15 protein-coding genes are annotated in these 15,399 nt (G+C 58.4%); 3 read left to right on the top strand and 12 right to left on the bottom strand.

Going from position 1 to position 15,399, the window contains the following annotated elements:
• Positions 1-3: 3 nt before the first annotated feature.
• From AXF19_RS08615 to AXF19_RS08580, 8 genes are all read right to left on the bottom strand, one after another.
• The gene (locus AXF19_RS08615) at positions 4-696 is read right to left on the bottom strand and encodes a Crp/Fnr family transcriptional regulator (RefSeq protein WP_066847700.1); all 693 of its coding nucleotides are present in this window, start codon (positions 694-696) and stop codon (positions 4-6) included.
• A 33-nt stretch (positions 697-729) separates the two neighbouring features.
• Complete coding sequence (locus tag AXF19_RS08610; RefSeq protein ID WP_066847697.1) at positions 730-1,593, bottom strand: NAD(P)/FAD-dependent oxidoreductase; 864 nt, start codon at positions 1,591-1,593, stop codon at positions 730-732.
• Positions 1,594-1,667: 74 nt separating this feature from the next.
• A complete protein-coding gene (locus AXF19_RS08605; RefSeq protein ID WP_066847694.1) occupies positions 1,668-2,621 on the bottom strand; it encodes a ribose-phosphate diphosphokinase in 954 nt (317 codons plus the stop codon).
• A 149-nt stretch (positions 2,622-2,770) separates the two neighbouring features.
• Complete coding sequence (glmU, locus tag AXF19_RS08600) at positions 2,771-4,135, bottom strand: bifunctional UDP-N-acetylglucosamine diphosphorylase/glucosamine-1-phosphate N-acetyltransferase GlmU (protein ID WP_066847691.1); 1,365 nt, start codon at positions 4,133-4,135, stop codon at positions 2,771-2,773.
• 27 nt (positions 4,136-4,162) lie between these two features.
• Complete coding sequence (locus AXF19_RS08595) at positions 4,163-4,900, bottom strand: GntR family transcriptional regulator (protein WP_066847689.1); 738 nt, start codon at positions 4,898-4,900, stop codon at positions 4,163-4,165.
• 22 nt (positions 4,901-4,922) lie between these two features.
• Positions 4,923-5,786, bottom strand: a complete 864-nt coding sequence (gene ispE, locus AXF19_RS08590) for a 4-(cytidine 5'-diphospho)-2-C-methyl-D-erythritol kinase (protein WP_066847687.1) — start codon at positions 5,784-5,786, stop codon at positions 4,923-4,925.
• A gap of 167 nt (positions 5,787-5,953) precedes the next feature.
• Positions 5,954-8,368: a replication restart helicase PriA gene (priA, locus tag AXF19_RS08585; protein WP_066847685.1), complete on the bottom strand. Its 2,415-nt coding sequence runs from the start codon at positions 8,366-8,368 to the stop codon at positions 5,954-5,956.
• Positions 8,369-8,440: 72 nt separating this feature from the next.
• Positions 8,441-8,797 carry a hypothetical protein gene (locus AXF19_RS08580; RefSeq protein WP_066847682.1) on the bottom strand — a complete coding sequence of 119 codons (357 nt, stop codon included), beginning with the start codon at positions 8,795-8,797 and terminating at the stop codon, positions 8,441-8,443.
• 211 nt (positions 8,798-9,008) lie between these two features.
• Between AXF19_RS08580 and AXF19_RS08575 the strand changes: the two genes are divergently transcribed.
• From AXF19_RS08575 to AXF19_RS08565, 3 genes are all read left to right on the top strand, one after another.
• Complete coding sequence (locus AXF19_RS08575; RefSeq protein ID WP_066847679.1) at positions 9,009-9,194, top strand: type II toxin-antitoxin system HicA family toxin; 186 nt, start codon at positions 9,009-9,011, stop codon at positions 9,192-9,194.
• Between the two features lie 11 nt (positions 9,195-9,205).
• Positions 9,206-9,652, top strand: coding sequence for a type II toxin-antitoxin system HicB family antitoxin (locus AXF19_RS08570; protein ID WP_066847676.1), 447 nt, complete (start codon positions 9,206-9,208; stop codon positions 9,650-9,652).
• A 99-nt stretch (positions 9,653-9,751) separates the two neighbouring features.
• Complete coding sequence (locus AXF19_RS08565) at positions 9,752-10,096, top strand: cupin domain-containing protein (RefSeq protein WP_066847673.1); 345 nt, start codon at positions 9,752-9,754, stop codon at positions 10,094-10,096.
• 74 nt (positions 10,097-10,170) lie between these two features.
• On the opposite strand, the gene AXF19_RS08560 is transcribed toward AXF19_RS08565, so the two are convergent.
• The 4 genes from AXF19_RS08560 to AXF19_RS08545 all read right to left on the bottom strand — a co-directional run.
• Positions 10,171-10,929 carry a response regulator transcription factor gene (locus AXF19_RS08560; RefSeq protein WP_066847670.1) on the bottom strand — a complete coding sequence of 253 codons (759 nt, stop codon included), beginning with the start codon at positions 10,927-10,929 and terminating at the stop codon, positions 10,171-10,173.
• A 1-nt stretch (position 10,930) separates the two neighbouring features.
• Positions 10,931-12,622 carry a sensor histidine kinase gene (locus tag AXF19_RS08555; protein ID WP_066847667.1) on the bottom strand — a complete coding sequence of 564 codons (1,692 nt, stop codon included), beginning with the start codon at positions 12,620-12,622 and terminating at the stop codon, positions 10,931-10,933.
• Positions 12,623-12,731: 109 nt separating this feature from the next.
• The gene (locus AXF19_RS08550; protein WP_066847665.1) at positions 12,732-13,760 is read right to left on the bottom strand and encodes an ABC transporter substrate-binding protein; all 1,029 of its coding nucleotides are present in this window, start codon (positions 13,758-13,760) and stop codon (positions 12,732-12,734) included.
• 54 nt (positions 13,761-13,814) lie between these two features.
• Positions 13,815-15,399 (bottom strand): ABC transporter permease (locus AXF19_RS08545; protein WP_237141556.1); only part of this gene is annotated, 1,585 nt, incomplete at its 5' end.

The raw sequence follows: 15,399 nt of genomic DNA, 5'->3' as shown, positions 1-15,399 counted from the left end.
CAATCAAGCACCTGCACGCTCCTGAAGTGCTGCACGATCAAGTATGTGGATGCAGCCCCTGGAGGTCTGTACCAGTCCCTCCTGACTGAACTCGCGCATGAGGCGGCTGACAACCTCCCGTGCCGTGCCGAGATACTGCGCTGTCTCCTCATGCGTCAGGCGGATTTCATCGCCCGCAGTACGCGCAGATTCCGCGAGCAGAAATTTAGCAAGCCGCCGCTCCGCCGAGGTGAAAAGCATCTGATGGAATTTCCACAGCATTTCGGACAGGCGCACAACGGCGTGCTCATAGGCATGCGCACGCACTTCGACATTTGCACAGAGAATTTCCCGCACGGTCTCCGTATCCGAGACAAAGAGCTCCGTATTCTTGGTCGCATCAATAGCGATGTCGTAAGAGATGGTTCCCAGAAAGGACGTACTTGCAAGAAGGGCAACATCTCCGTCACGCAGGAAGTAGAGCGTGAACTCACGACCTTCCTCAGAGAGGGTATAGACGCGCAGCGTACCGGATATGATGTGCAGCGTCCCCGCGCCGCCAAGCGAACCACGATGAACAGATGTCCCCTTCTTATAGCGGACAAAACGCGTATGCGCAGCCAACGTATCCCGCTGCTGCGGTGTAAGTGCGCTCCACAACGCAAATTGATCCATATACTCTCGAAAATTTCCGCTATCTGTACTATGCGCCTTCATCTCCGTCCCCCCTTCTCTCCCCCAGAATAGTTTCTATTGCTTGCGCAGATATTGCACGGCGGCAAGTCCCGCCTCAGCGCCCTCATAGACAGCCTTTGCAATCTGCAGCAGTCCGCCCGTACAGTCCCCCGCAGCATAGACGCCCGGCACATTCGTCTCCATATGCTTGCCCACAGCAATTTTCCCATCGCTGAGCACGACTCCGAGTTTGCGCGCCAGCTCCATGCTCCCCGCTGTGCCGATCGCCATAAAGATGCCATCCACATCCATGCCTGTCTCATCATCAAAGACGATGTGCTGCACGCGGCGCGCCCCTTCGATGCGGACAATCTTCTGCGTCTGCACGGCAATACCATCCGAAATCGCAACGGAGGGCTCCTCCCCGTTCGTCAGCAGGGAAAGCTGTGCGGCATGCGGACGCAGGATCTCTGCCTCGTGCAGGGCATAGTCACCCGCCCCGATGACCGCGACCTTTTTCCCGCGATAAAAGAATGCGTCGCAGATCGCGCAGTAACTCACGCCGCGCCCCTCGAAGTCCCTGAGGCCCGGAATGGAGAGTGTCTTGCGCGACGCCCCTGCCGCAAGGATCACAGCATCCGCTGCATACGTTCTGCACGCCGCCTCAAGTCGAAAGCCCCGCCCCTCCTCCACAGGCAAAACGGCAAGCACCTCATCTGTCTCAAAGCGGACACCGAGCCGCTCTGCCCCTGCGATGCCGCGCTGCTCTAGCTCTGCGCCGGAGATCGGCTCCGCAAAGCCGTAGTAGTTCTCGACCCACTCTGCCGTGGTCAGACCGCCCGCCCCCTTCGAGATGACAGTCACATCCGCACCGCCACGCCGTGCATAGAGTGCAGCGGAGACGCCCGCAGGACCGGAACCGATGATGATGACATGCATAACATACTCCTACAAAATGTACGAAAAAAGAGACGCCCCTTCGACGTCTCTTTCTCTGTCTGCGGGGAACTTGCTTAGTGATGATTGAAGAGCAGGCTCACCGAACGATGACTTTGAATGCGCACAATGACATCCGCAAGGGACTGTGCAAGCGAGAGTGTAACGAGTTTATCGGACTGCTTCTCCGGTGGAAGCGGGATCGAATCGGTGATGACCAGCTGGTCAATGACGGAGGCGTTGAGCCGCTCGACTGCGGGATCGCTCAGGATCGCATGCGAGCATGCCGCCAACACGCGCTTTGCTCCGCGCTCCTTGAGCGCCTTTGCCCCCTCGCAGAGAGATCCCGCCGTATCGACAATATCGTCGATGAGGAGTGCTGTCTTCCCCTCGACCTCACCGATGAGGTTCATGACCTCCGCGCAGCCCGGACAGGGACGCCGCTTCTCAATGATGGCAATCGGTGCACGGAGGAAGTCCGCCATGATGCGCGCTCGCGTGACACCACCGAGGTCGGGCGAGACAACGACGAGATCCTCAATCTCCTGCTCGCGGAAGTAACCGGCAAGCACGGGAGCGGCAGCAAGATGATCCACGGGAATATCGAAGAATCCCTGAATCTGTCCCGCATGGAGATCGACCGTGACAACGCGGGTCACACCCGCTGTCGTCATGAGATTTGCAACGAGCTTCGCCGAGATCGGCTCGCGCCCGCGCGTCTTACGATCCTGACGCGCGTAGGCGTAGTACGGGACAACCGCTGTAATGCTGTGCGCAGATGCACGCTTGCACGCATCTGTGAGAATCAGCAGTTCCATGAGGTTGTCGTTGACGGGAAAGCTCGTCGACTGGATGATGAAGATATCCTTGCCGCGAATGCTCTCCTCGATCATCACCTGGATCTCGCCGTTGTTGAACTGTCCGACGAAAGCCTCGCAGAGCGGTATGCCGATACGTTCCGCAATATCCTTTGCCAACTGTGGATTGGCATTCCCCGTCAGGATGCACACGTTGTCGGTCGGAAAACTCATCTCTATGTTCCTCCTAAAAACCAGATGTGTCACTATAAATAGAATACACAAGAACTATTCATAGTATAACACGCACGATGGTTTTTTGGAAGAGCGTTGCCTGTCTTTTTCACAGTGTTCAGAACCATATGCGGGGTTCAGACCGCACCTCATTTCCGTTTATCGTGCCAGCCCTCGATCTCCTTCTGCCGCGCGCGCGCCACGGAGAGCGTGCCTGCGGGTACGTCGCGCGTGATGGTCGAGCCGGCGGCGACATAGGCACCATCGCCGACGGTGACGGGGGCGACGAGGTTCGAGTTGCAGCCGACAAAGGCATTGTCCGCGATATGCGTGCGGAACTTCTGCTTCCCATCGTAGTTGACCGTGATCGTGCCGCAGCCCATGTTGACGTGCGCGCCCATATCGCAGTCCCCGATATAGGAAAGATGGGGCAGCTTCGAGCCCTCGCCGATGTTCGAGTTCTTGACCTCGACGAAATTGCCAATCTTCACGCCCGCGCTGATGTGGCTGTCCGGACGGATGTGGTTGAACTGACCAAGATCCGTTCCGCTCTCAACCTCGGCATCATGTGCATAGACATAGTGCGCCTTGACATTGTCGCCGATGACCATGTCCTGAAAGCGCACATTGGGCCCGATCACGCAGTCCTCACCGATCACCGTGAGCCCCTCGAGGAAGGTGAACGGATAGATGACCGTGTCCATGCCGACGCGCACCTCCGCGTCGATGAACGTCGTATGCGGATCGATGATCGTCACGCCGTCCGCCATCAGCTCCTCGACCTTGCGGCGGCGCAGGATGCGCTCCGCGACGGCGAGCTGACTGCGCGAATTGATGCCGAGCGTGCTCTCATAGTTGTCCGCGATAACCGCCCAGATTTTCTCGCCCGCATCGCGCAGAATGCTGAGGACATCGGGAAGATAGTACTCCCCCTGTGCATTGTCATTTGTCACCTTTGAAAGAGCTGCAAAGAGCGCCTGCGCGTCAAAGCAGTAGATGCCCGCATTGACCTCATGGATCTCGCGCTCCTCGGGCGTTGCGTCCTTGTGCTCGACAATCTTGAGCACCTCGCCGCTCTCGCGGCGGACGATGCGTCCATAGCCCTTTGCGTTCGGCATAATCGCCGTGAGGACAGTCGCCTTTGCACCTGCGTGTACATGCTCCTCGTGGAAGCGCGCAAGGAGTTCCGCCGTCAGGAGCGGCGTATCTCCGCAGAGCACCATGATCGTCCCGTGTTCCTTTGCGAGCAGCTCCTTCGTCTGCAGAACGGCGTGCCCCGTCCCGAGCTGCTCGCGCTGCTCCACATACTCCACGCTGTCTCCGATTGCTTCGCGCACGACATCGCCGCCAAACCCTGTGACGACGATGTTGCGCCGCGCCCCCGCTGCATCCGCTGCGTCAATGACGTGCTGCAGCATGGATTTCCCCGCCGCACGATGCAGGACTTTCGGCAGCTTCGACTTCATACGCGTCCCCTTACCAGCTGCCAAAATAACCGTAACAAAATCCAACATTATGCTCCTCCCGTTCTCCGGAAGCGCCTACTCGGCGTCTTCCTTACTCTTTTTATGCTTGCGTTTGATGATCGTCGTTCCCGTTTTTTTCTCCTGCTCCTCGATGGCATAGAGCAGGGTCTGTTCCGAGTTCTCCATATGCTTTGCGCCCACCTTGCGCGCATAGCGCGCATCGCCCGAACCAATCGCATCCACGATTGCGCGGTGCTCCTCGAGCGTCGCCTTGAGACGCCCCGGATAGGACATAGAGATTGTACGAAAGCGCGTGAGCTGCTCGCGCAGATTGCCGATGATTGCAAGCAGCCGCTCGTTGCGTGCCGCCTGATACAGGAGCTCGTGGAACTCGATGTCCGTTCTGACGATGCGCTCCATGTCATGCTCCTCGATGGCGCGCCCGATGGCAACGAGGAGACGCTCAAGGCGCTCCTGCTCCTCATCGGTGATCCGCTCCGCCGCCAGCTCGCAGGCAAGCGCCTCGAGTGCAGCGCGGATCTCAAAGATCTCGTTGATGTCGCGGATGGATACGCTCGCCACATAGGCGCCGCGGCGCGGCACGGTGACGACATAGCCCTCCTGCTCGAGCTTGCGGATTGCCTCGCGCACAGGCGTGCGGCTGACGAGCAGTTCATCTGCGAGGTCGTTTTCCTTCAGCCATTCACCGGGCTTCAGAATCCCCCCGCGAATGGCATCGCGCAGCACCTCACAGACAATCTCGCGAAGCGGCTGGTAACTGTTTACAACAACCGGTGATAGTTTTCCTTGCATATTGATCCCTCTGGTTCTCCTGCTACACTCCGTACCTGCCCACAGTATGCGTCAGATGGACATCGGCATCCGTCTCCTCTTGGAACGCGGCTGCCGCCTCTGCCGCAGCGCCCTCCTCTGCAAAGAGACCGAACACCGTCGGGCCGCTGCCCGACATCATCGCGCAGAGCGCACCGTGTGCACGCATGCGCGCACGATAGTCACCGATCACGGGATGCGTTGTCTCTGTCACAGGCTCGAGCACATTGCAGATCAGCTCTGCGCAGCGTGCGCGATCTCCGCGCGCAAGCGCCTCCAAGAACGCCGCATTGTCCGGATGAACCTCCGCCGGATGGGCGTCATAGCTGCGATATGCCCACGGCGTTGAGACGGCGACCGGAGGCTTTGCAAGCACGACATGGGTGGCGGGGAAATCCGCGAGATGCTGCATGATCTCGCCGCGCCCCGTCGCAAGGACGGTACCGCCCATGATGGAAAAGGGAATGTCGGAGCCAAGTTTGGCGCCAAGTCTGCAAAGTTCCTCATCCGAGAGGTTGAGTGCATAGAGTTCGTTCATCCCGCGCAGCGTCGCCGCCGCGTCGGCACTACCGCCCGCAAGCCCCGCAGCGACGGGGATTCGCTTTGTAATGTCGATATGGACACCGCCGCGCACGCCGCACTCGCTCATGACGAGATCCGCCGCGCGATGGGCGAGATTGCGTTCATCCGCCTCGAGTCCCGGCAGGTCTACACGCAGCGTAATTCCCTCCTCCTGCTGCGTGAGCGTAAGCGTGTCTGCGAGTGCGAGGGACTGCATCACGGTTGCAATCTCGTGATACCCGTCCTCCCTGAGTCCCAGAATGTCGAGCGTCAGATTGATCTTCGCCCGCCCGAAAATCGTCACCATAGGATGCCTCCATTGCTCCAAGGAAAAAAGATTCGTGCCGCTTCGCATGTCGGAAGCACTGATAAATGACGGATTTCATTTTATCAGCGATTCCTTTCATCCGTCTTCCTTCTGTTTTCAGATTAACAGGATTTCCAATTATATTCAATAGTTTTTTCTATTATTTCTCAAAAAATCGCGATGGGGTCGATATCAATCGCAATATCATCGCGCAGATGAATCTCATGTGCGCGCAAATACTCCTGCACATTCGCGAGCGCAGTCGTTTTGATGAGGACGATAAAGCGGTATCTGCCGCGCTCCCGCTCGATCAATGCGGGCGACGGCCCGATTGCCATACAGCCGGCCTCCTTCGCAAACGCCGATTGGAAGGCCGTCACAAAGGCGTTTGCCTCGCCCCATGCGCGTTCACGGTTCGGATCGTGAAAGAGGAGCTTTACGAGGCGGCTGAACGGCGGATAGAAGAGCTCGCGGCGGCGTTCAAGTTCCTGCACGGCGAACGCCTCGTAGTCCTGCCGCAGCGCCGCCTGCACAGCATAGTGCTCGGGATTGTACGTCTGCACGATGACCTCACCGCGTGCACCGTGGCGCCCCGCACGCCCTGCCGTCTGTGTGATGAGCATGAAGCAGCGCTCCGCCGCGCGGAAATCGGGCAGATTCAGACTCGCATCGGCACTGATGATGCCAACCGCCTGCACGCCGGGCAGGTCGTGTCCCTTTGCAACCATCTGCGTGCCGAGGAGGATGTCGAAGTTGCGCCTGCGAAACTGCGTCAGAATCTCCGTATGCGCGAATTTACGTCCCGTCGTATCGCGATCCATGCGCACAAGGCGCGCTGCCGGGAGCAGCTGCCCCAGCTCCTCCTCGAGCTTTTCCGTCCCCGAGCCGAAGTATTTGATGTAGCGGCTGCCGCATTTCGGGCAAGTCTCGGGCACGGCGGCGCGCAGGTCGCAGTGATGGCAGACGAGCGCGCCGTTCGCGTGGTAGACGAGCGGCAGACCGCAGTCCGCGCAGGTGATGACCGCCCCGCAGGAGCGACACATGATGAAGGTCGAGTAGCCGCGCCGATTCAGCATGATGATTGCCTGCTCATGGCGCGCAAGCGTCTCCGTGAGCAGTTCGCGCAGGGCGCGTGAGATGATCGTGCGCCGCCCGCGCCGCAACTCCTCGCGCATATCGACCGCGCGCACCTGCGGCAACGGCTGGCTGCCGATGCGCTCCGGCATCGCGAGGAAGGTCAGCTCCCCCGCCTGCGCGCGCGCATAGGACTCGAGCGATGGCGTCGCACTGCCGAGGACGAGGATTGCGCCGTGCCGCCGCGCGAGAATCTCCGCGACCACGCGCGCGTGATAGCGCGGCGACTCATCCTGCTTGTAGGACATATCCTGTTCCTCGTCGAGGATGATTGCGCCAACGTCGTTGGCGGGCGTGAAGAGCGCCGAGCGCGCGCCGATAATGATGCCCGCGTCGCCGCGCCGCACGCGGAAAATCGAATCGTTGCGCTCCGCGAGCGAGAGCTGACTGTGCAGGACGACGATGTCATCTGCAAAGACCTCCTGAAACGCCGTGATGAGCTGCCCCGTGAGTGCAATCTCGGGCACGAGCACGACGACCTGCCGTCCGCGTGCGCGCACGGCGCGCGCCGTCTCGATGTAGACGCGCGTCTTGCCGCTGCCCGTGACGCCGTGCAGCAGAAAGCCCTGATAGCCACCGCCATCAACGCCCTCACGCAGCGCTTTGACAGCCGCGCGCTGCGCCTGTGTCAGCTCATCTGCCCGCGCTGCTCCCACACCCGTTCCGTAGGGATTGCGCAGTCTGCGCCGCAGATGCTCCGTCAGAAGACCTGCGACAACGAGATTCTTGATCGTCGCGGGCGAGATGCCCTTCTCGTCGAGTTCCGCGCGCGCATATTCCTCCCGCTCCCGAAAGAGCGCAAGCGCCCGCGCCTGCGCGGGTTTTCGGGAAAATCCCGCAAGCAGCTCGTCCGTGATTGCGCCCGCCGTATAATACTTCTCGTAGCGAGCCTTGTCGCGGCGATCCGCATGATACTCCCTGCGCACGAGATGATAGCGCAGGAGTTTTTCCACACACTCCTCCACCGGAGTGGAGGGCAGTGTGCGCCGCAGCTCCGTCATACGCCGCGCACCGTTCTCAGAAAGATAGCGATAGACGGCGTTCGCGTTGCAATCGGCGAGCAGTGGATGCGCCTCGTCCGCATCCTCCGCTGCACGATAGACGGGGAAGATGCGCAGACCACTCTTGCCCGGCATGAAGAGACGCATGATCTCCGCTGCTGAGCAGAGGTAGAACGCGGCGAGTTCCTGCGCTGCAGCGAGGAGCTGCGGCGAGAACCACGCCTCCTCATCCACCGCCTCGATGATTTCCTTCAGCGCGTGTGCCCCGTCACGCGCAGGAGCGTACGGGCGCACGCAGGTGACGAAGCCCTCCTTGCGGACATTGCCGAACGGAACAAAGACGCGCCAGCCCGCATCAACCTGCGCGAGCGACTCCGGCAGACGATAGGTGAACTCCTGTGCAATACTCTTGACCGGAATGTTGATATAGACATCAGCCACGGTCATATGTTCACCTTCTCATCAAAAAAGCCGTCACACGAAGCGATTCGTGCAACAGCTCCTTTCCTAATTCCATCCTTATGAGGCAATCGCCGCCTGATTCTCGAGGACTGCCTTGCACGCCTGGCATGCGGGGCAGATACAGGTTGTCTCGCCCTGCTCCTTCGCCTTCTTCGCTGCAATCGCAAGACCGCTCGCCTTCTTCTCACCAAAGACGGCAACGCCGTCGGGCGACTCCGTGAAGCTGATGAGCTGATCGATCGTCAGCATGTCGCTCTTGATCTCCTCAAGCAGGGCATAGAACGAAGTTTTCTCCTCTGCCGTGTCCACAGCTCCAAGGAAGACATTTGCCTTTTCCTTCAGCCCCTCGTAGGTCATCGGTGCCTCGGCAATCTTGCGTACCTCAGTAATCACACCATTCCGATCCAACGCCATATTCATCCTCCTTTCTCGAAATTCTACTATCCTAAAACAATCTATCCGCTATTATAGGACAACACACGCGTTTTGACAACTGAAAAAGATATGTTTTGCGAAAAGATGAAAGAATTTGTAAAATTCAAGCAAGAAAATATATACACATTGCCGTTGATATTGACAAAGATACACAATCAGTGTATCTTTAACTAAGAGAAAGAGGTGCGTGATGAAAATTTCCGAATTCAAACGTCTGCTGAAGAGTCTGGGCTGCCGTTTTGAAACGCACGGCAGTCGTCATGATAACTGGTTTAATCCTGAGACAGGAAAAGTTTTCCAAGTTCCGCGCCATGATGCACAAGAGCTAAAGAAAGGCACACTCGAAGCCATCATGAAACAGGCAGGACTGAAATAGGAGGTCATCTCATGGCAAAATATGTTTTTCCCGCTTTTTTTACCCCCGCAGAGGAAGGCGGCTATGAAGTTACATTTCCCGATTTGGAAGGTGCTACGCAGGGAGATAATATTTCCGATGCGATTGAAATGGCGGCGGATTTTCTCGGACTGACAACATGGTCTGCCGAGCAGGACGGGCGGAATATGCCCACCCCCACGCCGCTCGACCAGTTGAAAGCCCCCGCCGGCGGCTTCGTCAATCTCATCGCCGCCGACACGGATGCCTATCGCGCCGTCATCGAGCGCGAGAACAATCCCATCAAGTACGCGCGTCAAAAGGCGGGGCTGAACATCAAGAAGCTCGCCGATCTCCTCGGCGCGCCCTATCGGACGGTGCAAGAGTGGAATGCGGGACGCCGCATGCCGCCCGAGTGGGTGCAGCGTCTCATCATCGAAAAGATTGAGGCAAATACCTGATTTCATCCAAAACTGTGGCTTGAATCACATTCTTTTCGACAGATTCCGTGTATTCTATACACAGAAAAACTCAAGACGTACAAGAAGGAGGAAACAACTATGGCAATCCTAAACAATATCGCGCACGCACAGGCACTTGCACTCAAAGATCAGGTCGCATATGCGGAGGGACAGGTCGTCAGCAAGACGCTCGTCCAGAACAAGGGACTCGGCATCACCCTCTTCGCCTTCGCGCAGGGCGAGGGCATCAGCACGCATGAGTCGAAGGGCGACGCGCTCGTTACGGCACTCGACGGCGAAGGCGTCATCAAGATTGACGACGAGACCTATGCGCTGAAGGCGGGCGAGAGCATCGTCATGCCGGCAAATCATCCGCACTCGGTGTATGCAGCGAAGGAAGCACCGTTCAAAATGCTCCTCGTTGTCGCATTCCCCGAAGCGTAAATTTCTCCCCAATACAGCGAATCTCCCGAGGCAAAAAAGCCTTGGGAGATTTTTCGTATGCCTCACAGCAGCATTCACTTCGGTTGCTGCAAAAACTCACGCGGCGAACACTTCATATACTTCTTGAACACGCTGCAAAAATTCTTGTAGTCGCCAAAGCCATTCTCCTCGGCGACCTCGTAGACGCGATACTTCCCCGATGCAAGCTGCACAATGGCATTCTGCAAACGCTCGCGCGTCAGGAGCTCGAGGAAGGTCTGCCCCGCCGCCTCCTTGAACTTGCGGCTGAGATAGCTCGCGCTCACGCCCGCCTCCTCGGCGAGAACTTCGATGCTGAGTTTCTCGCGATAGTCCGCACGAATCCGCTCCATCGCGTGCCGCACATAGGGATTGAGGGATGCGTCCCCGAGATAGCGCGCCCAGTCAACGCCCTCCACGCGTACCTCCGCATCATCCGTGCCGCTTCCCGAAGCGGCAAGCCTCTGCATCAGCGCGGCAAGCTCCGCCTCATCCACGGGCTTCAGCAGATAGTCCGCCGCTTGGAGGCGGAGTGCCTGCTGCGCATAGTCGAACTCGGCATAGCTTGTAAGAAAGACAAGCTGCGGCAGGATTCCCTCCGCGCGCGCCGCCTCCGCCATCTCGATGCCATCCATGCGCGGCATGCGGATATCCGTCAGAACGACATCGGGGCGTTCCGTGCGCAGAAGTTCCAGCCCAACCTTGCCGTCAGGCGCATCTCCCACGATGCGGCAGCCCATCCCCGCCCAGTCGATTGTAGCGAGGAGGCCGCGTCGGATGATCTCCTCATCCTCGACAATGAGAACGCGCAGCATTTCACTCAGCCCCCTTTCCATCGTCCGCAGGAAGCACCATTGCAACGCGCGTGCCGCCCTCTGTTCGCCGCGAGATTTCCATACCGTACTCCATTCCATAGAGCAGCTGAATGCGGCGATGAATATTGTAGATCCCCGTGTGCACAGAGCGATTCTCCCCGCGCGTCATCATCGTGCGCAGACGGTGCAGCGTCTCCTCATCCATGCCCGCTCCCGCATCCTCGATGACAATACGGAGCTGTCCATCTGTAACGCTGATCTGCGTGCGAATGTGAATCTCCCCCTCTCCATCCGCGCCGTAGTGGATGGCATTCTCCACGACGGGCTGCAGGAGGAGTTTCGGCACAAGACACGCCTCTGCCTCCTCCGCAATCTCCTGCCGATAGTCCAGACGCGCACCGAAGCGCTGCCGCTGAATCTCGATGTAGCTGCCGAGGTGACGGATATCCTCTGCGAGCGTCACACGCTGCACGCGGCTGTCGATGCTGTAGCGCAGAAGCGCGGAGAGCGCCGTAATCATACGCATTGCCGCGTCGGGGTCGAGCTTTGTCATAAACTTAATATTCTCAAGCGTGTTGAAGAGAAAGTGCGGATTGAACTGAGACTCGAGCTGGCGCACCTCCGAAATGACGCTCACGCGCGCCTTTTCCTCATTTTCCTCCATGAGCTGCACGAGGCTCCGCACCATGCGGTTGTACTCGCCTGCGATCTCCTCGAACTCGTTGCCTGTCCGAATGACGAGTTCGCGATCCAGATGCCCGTGCCGTACGGCACGGAACGCGTCGACGATCTCATCCATCGCGCGCGTCTTCTCCGCCATCTCGCGCCGCACGCGGAAGAAGATGAACGGAATCATGAGGAGGAGCACCGCAAGGAGAATCGCGGCGCCCGTTGCAAACTGCGCAATGCGGCTGCCGACGGGCAGGATCGCATAGACGGTGAACGCCCCGTCCAGTACCTCCTCCTGCGTCACGTAGAACTGCTGCCCGTCCACCTCGACAAGCCCCTGCGCCCCTCTGAGTTCCGGCACGATTTTGTGGAATACGGGATCGCGGAAGATCGTCATGGTAGAGAACGGCGCGCGTCCCGCGTGATCCGCAATGACAACATGCATCTTCTCTCCCGTTTGAAGGCGCTTTGCGAGTTCTTGTGCAGGCATAACGAAGACGGCATAGCCCTCCGTGTCTCCCGTCTGTGGCACGCGAATCGCCTGCCCGACCACATAGTCCCAGTCGCGGTCGCTCTGCGGGACGAATTCCTGCACGCAGCCCTCTGCCGCATCCATACGTGCAAGAACGCCCCAGTCCCGCGTGGGCGGCGCAAGATAGCTAGGAAGATGCGCGCGCGTCTGAAAAAGGAGCTGCCGCCCGCCGTCAAGCAGGAAGAACTCGGGCAACGTCCCATGCGGATTCAGCTCCGCATACAGATTTTCAAAAAAATGGCGGCGTTCTTCTCCATCCGCATGCAGCTGTCCGATACCATGCAGCGCGATTGCCGCCGCGTGCGCCTCATAGTCATGGGTCAGCTCCGTAAAGACCTCCCCCGCCATACGTGCCTCATCCGCCGTCCGCGCTGCGACATTCCGCTCCCAATAGAGCGCGGCGAGCGCCGTACAGATGAATGCGATGAGCAGCCCCGGCAGGAGCGCATATTTGAGGAGTTCACTGCGCACTTCATCTTGAAAACGCCGCATATGCCCCTCCTTTCCCCCACAAAGACAGTATCATTATAGCAGAATCCACACAAATACAAAATACCGGAAGGATCTCGTCCTCCCGGTATTGTTCCTTCGTTAGCAGAGTTTACTGCACGCTCGTGAAGATGTCCTTGAACTTGTCGAGCCATGCCTTCTTGTTCTTCTCGACAACCTGCTCCTCGTCGTCGATGATCTTGATCTGATCCTTCGGCAGGAGACCGACGGGCGGATCCACGTCATCGCGCACGGAGCGGCGATGGAGCGATGACGTAATGATGCTCTGCGCTTCCTTGCTCGTGATGAAGTCGATGAACTTCTTCGCATTCTCCATATGCTTTGCGTTCTTGATGATGTAGATGCCGTCCGGCTTGGAGATGACACCTTCCTTCATGTAGACGAGCTTCACGGGCGCGCCGTCCGCAACGTACTTCGCGCCGCCCTCTTCAAAGGTCAGGCCGACCGCATACTCACCGTCTGCAACGCCCTTGTAGACCGCAGAGGAGCCGGAGAGCAGCTTGCCGTCAAGATTTCGGCAGAGCTTTTCCACATAGTCCCAGCCCTTGTCGGGGTCGCCGTTCCCCATTGCATAGAGCATATTGATGAGATGCTCGTAGGACGAGGAGGACTTCGACGGATCGGCAAATGCAATCTTGCCCTTGAGTGCAGGGTTCAGCAGATCCTCATAGCCCTCAACCTTCACATCGCCGAGGAGATTCGTGTTGATCATGATGACGCTCGGAATGTCCGTGAAGCGCGTCATCGGCCCCTCGGTGTTCTTGAACGCAGCCTGAATGTGATCCTCGTTCTTCGAGGTGTAGTTCTCGAAGAGATCTGCCTTCGGCTTCATTGTGTTCAGCGATCCGCCCCAAAAGATATCGCCGAGGGGGTTCGCCTTCTCGGACTCGACGCGCTTGAGGAGTTCGCCCGTGCCCGCTGCAATGACCTCGACCTTCACACCGCTCTGCTTCTCAAACTCCTCGACAAGGGGGTTGATGAACGTCAGCGGATGCGGGCAATAGATGACGAGCGAGTTGTCATCCGACGCCGCCTGTTTTTCTCCCCCGCCGCAGCCGGTGAGGGCGCCGCCCAGCATCAGCGATGCTGCCATGACGGCAAGGATTTTCTTGAACTTCATGAAATGACCTCCTTTAACAGAACCCATCTATGACAAAGGCTTTCGCCTGAGAAACTAAAGCGTTACATCCTTGCTGCCAGAGACCTTGAAGAAGGTCACCATCGCGACAATCGTCGTGAGCGTGAGGATGGTTGAGAGCGCCGCCGCCGTGCCGTAACTCGCACGGATGACCTCCGTGTAGATTGCAACGGACATGGTCTTCGTCGCACCCGTAAAGAGGATGACCGAGGAGCTGAGTTCGTTGATCGCCGTAATCCACGAGAGGATCGCCCCGCTCATGACGCCGGGCAGCATCATGATCGCCGTCACCTTGAAGAAGGTCTTGAGCGGCGATGCGCCGAGGCTGATCGACGCCTCCTCGATGCTCGGGCTGATCTGATAGAGGATCGCCGAGCTCGAGCGCAGCGTATAGGGCAGACGACGGATGACGAGCGAGATGATGATGATGAGCGCCGTGCCCGAGAGCAGCATCGGCTCCTCGTTGAACGCGAGGAGGAGCGTGATACCGAGCACGGAGCCGGGGATGATGTACGGGAACATCGTGAGGGTGTCAATGATGTCTGTGAGCACGCTCTTGCGCCGCGTTGTGAGATAGGCGACCGTCATACCGAGGAAGACGATGGCAAGGATCGCCGCCGTGCTGAACAGGTAGGTGTTCGAGATCGCCGTACCGAGGCTGCTGAAGATCGTCGTATAGCTGTCGAGCGAATAGCCGCCCGTGAAGACTGCACCCCGCGTTTCAAGGAAGGAGGTGTAGATGACGACGAGCTGCGGGATCATCGAGACTGCAACCAAGAGGTAGATGAGGACGTGCATGACGATGTTGCCCGTGCCCTTCATCTCCTTGACCTCGATGGGACGCAGTGAGCTCATGGTAAAGGACTTACGGCTCACAACATACTTTTGAAGGAGGAAGATCGTCGAGGTGATGACGACCATGATCGCCGCCATCGCTGCTGCGAAATTCGCCTGATCGCCGACCTCGTTGATGAACTCCGAATAGATCATGACCGGCATGACGTTGAAGCCCTCGCCGATCAGCATCGGCGTACCGAAGTCTGCCATTGCGTTCATAAAGACCATGAGCGCACCCGCAAGGATCGTCGGCGTGATGAGCGGCACAATGACCGTCACCACCTTGCGGACACCGCTGCACCCAAGGCTCTCCGCCGCCTCAATGAGCGCGGCGTCGATGTTCTTCATCGCGCCCGCCGCATAGAGGTAGATGAACGGATAGAGCTTGAGCGTCAGCACGAGCAGGATGCCCGTGAATCCGTAGATGGACGGAAACTCGTACTGAAACGTGTTTTGCAGCCACTGTGTCAGAATCCCGCTGCGCCCGCCGATGAGAATCCACGAGTACGCGCCGATGAACGGCGGCGAGAGCAGGGAGATGATGATGCAGATCTCGAGTGCGCTCTTGAACCGTACGCGGTAGAGCGTCATAAAGTACGCGAGCGCCGTGCCGATGATGATGGCGAGCACGGTCACGCACGCCGTCACACTGAAACTGTTGATCATCGACTGGTAGTAGTATTTCCGCTCAAAGAAATGCGTGAAGTGTTCGAGCGTGAATTCGCCTGTGATTGCATCCTGAAATGCGGAGGAAAAGAGGGAGAAGAGCGGATAGATCAGGAAG

Source organism: Selenomonas sp. oral taxon 126, from assembly GCF_001683335.1.
GTDB lineage: Bacteria > Bacillota > Negativicutes > Selenomonadales > Selenomonadaceae > Centipeda.
This window is presented reverse-complemented; position numbering and strand designations above follow the sequence as displayed.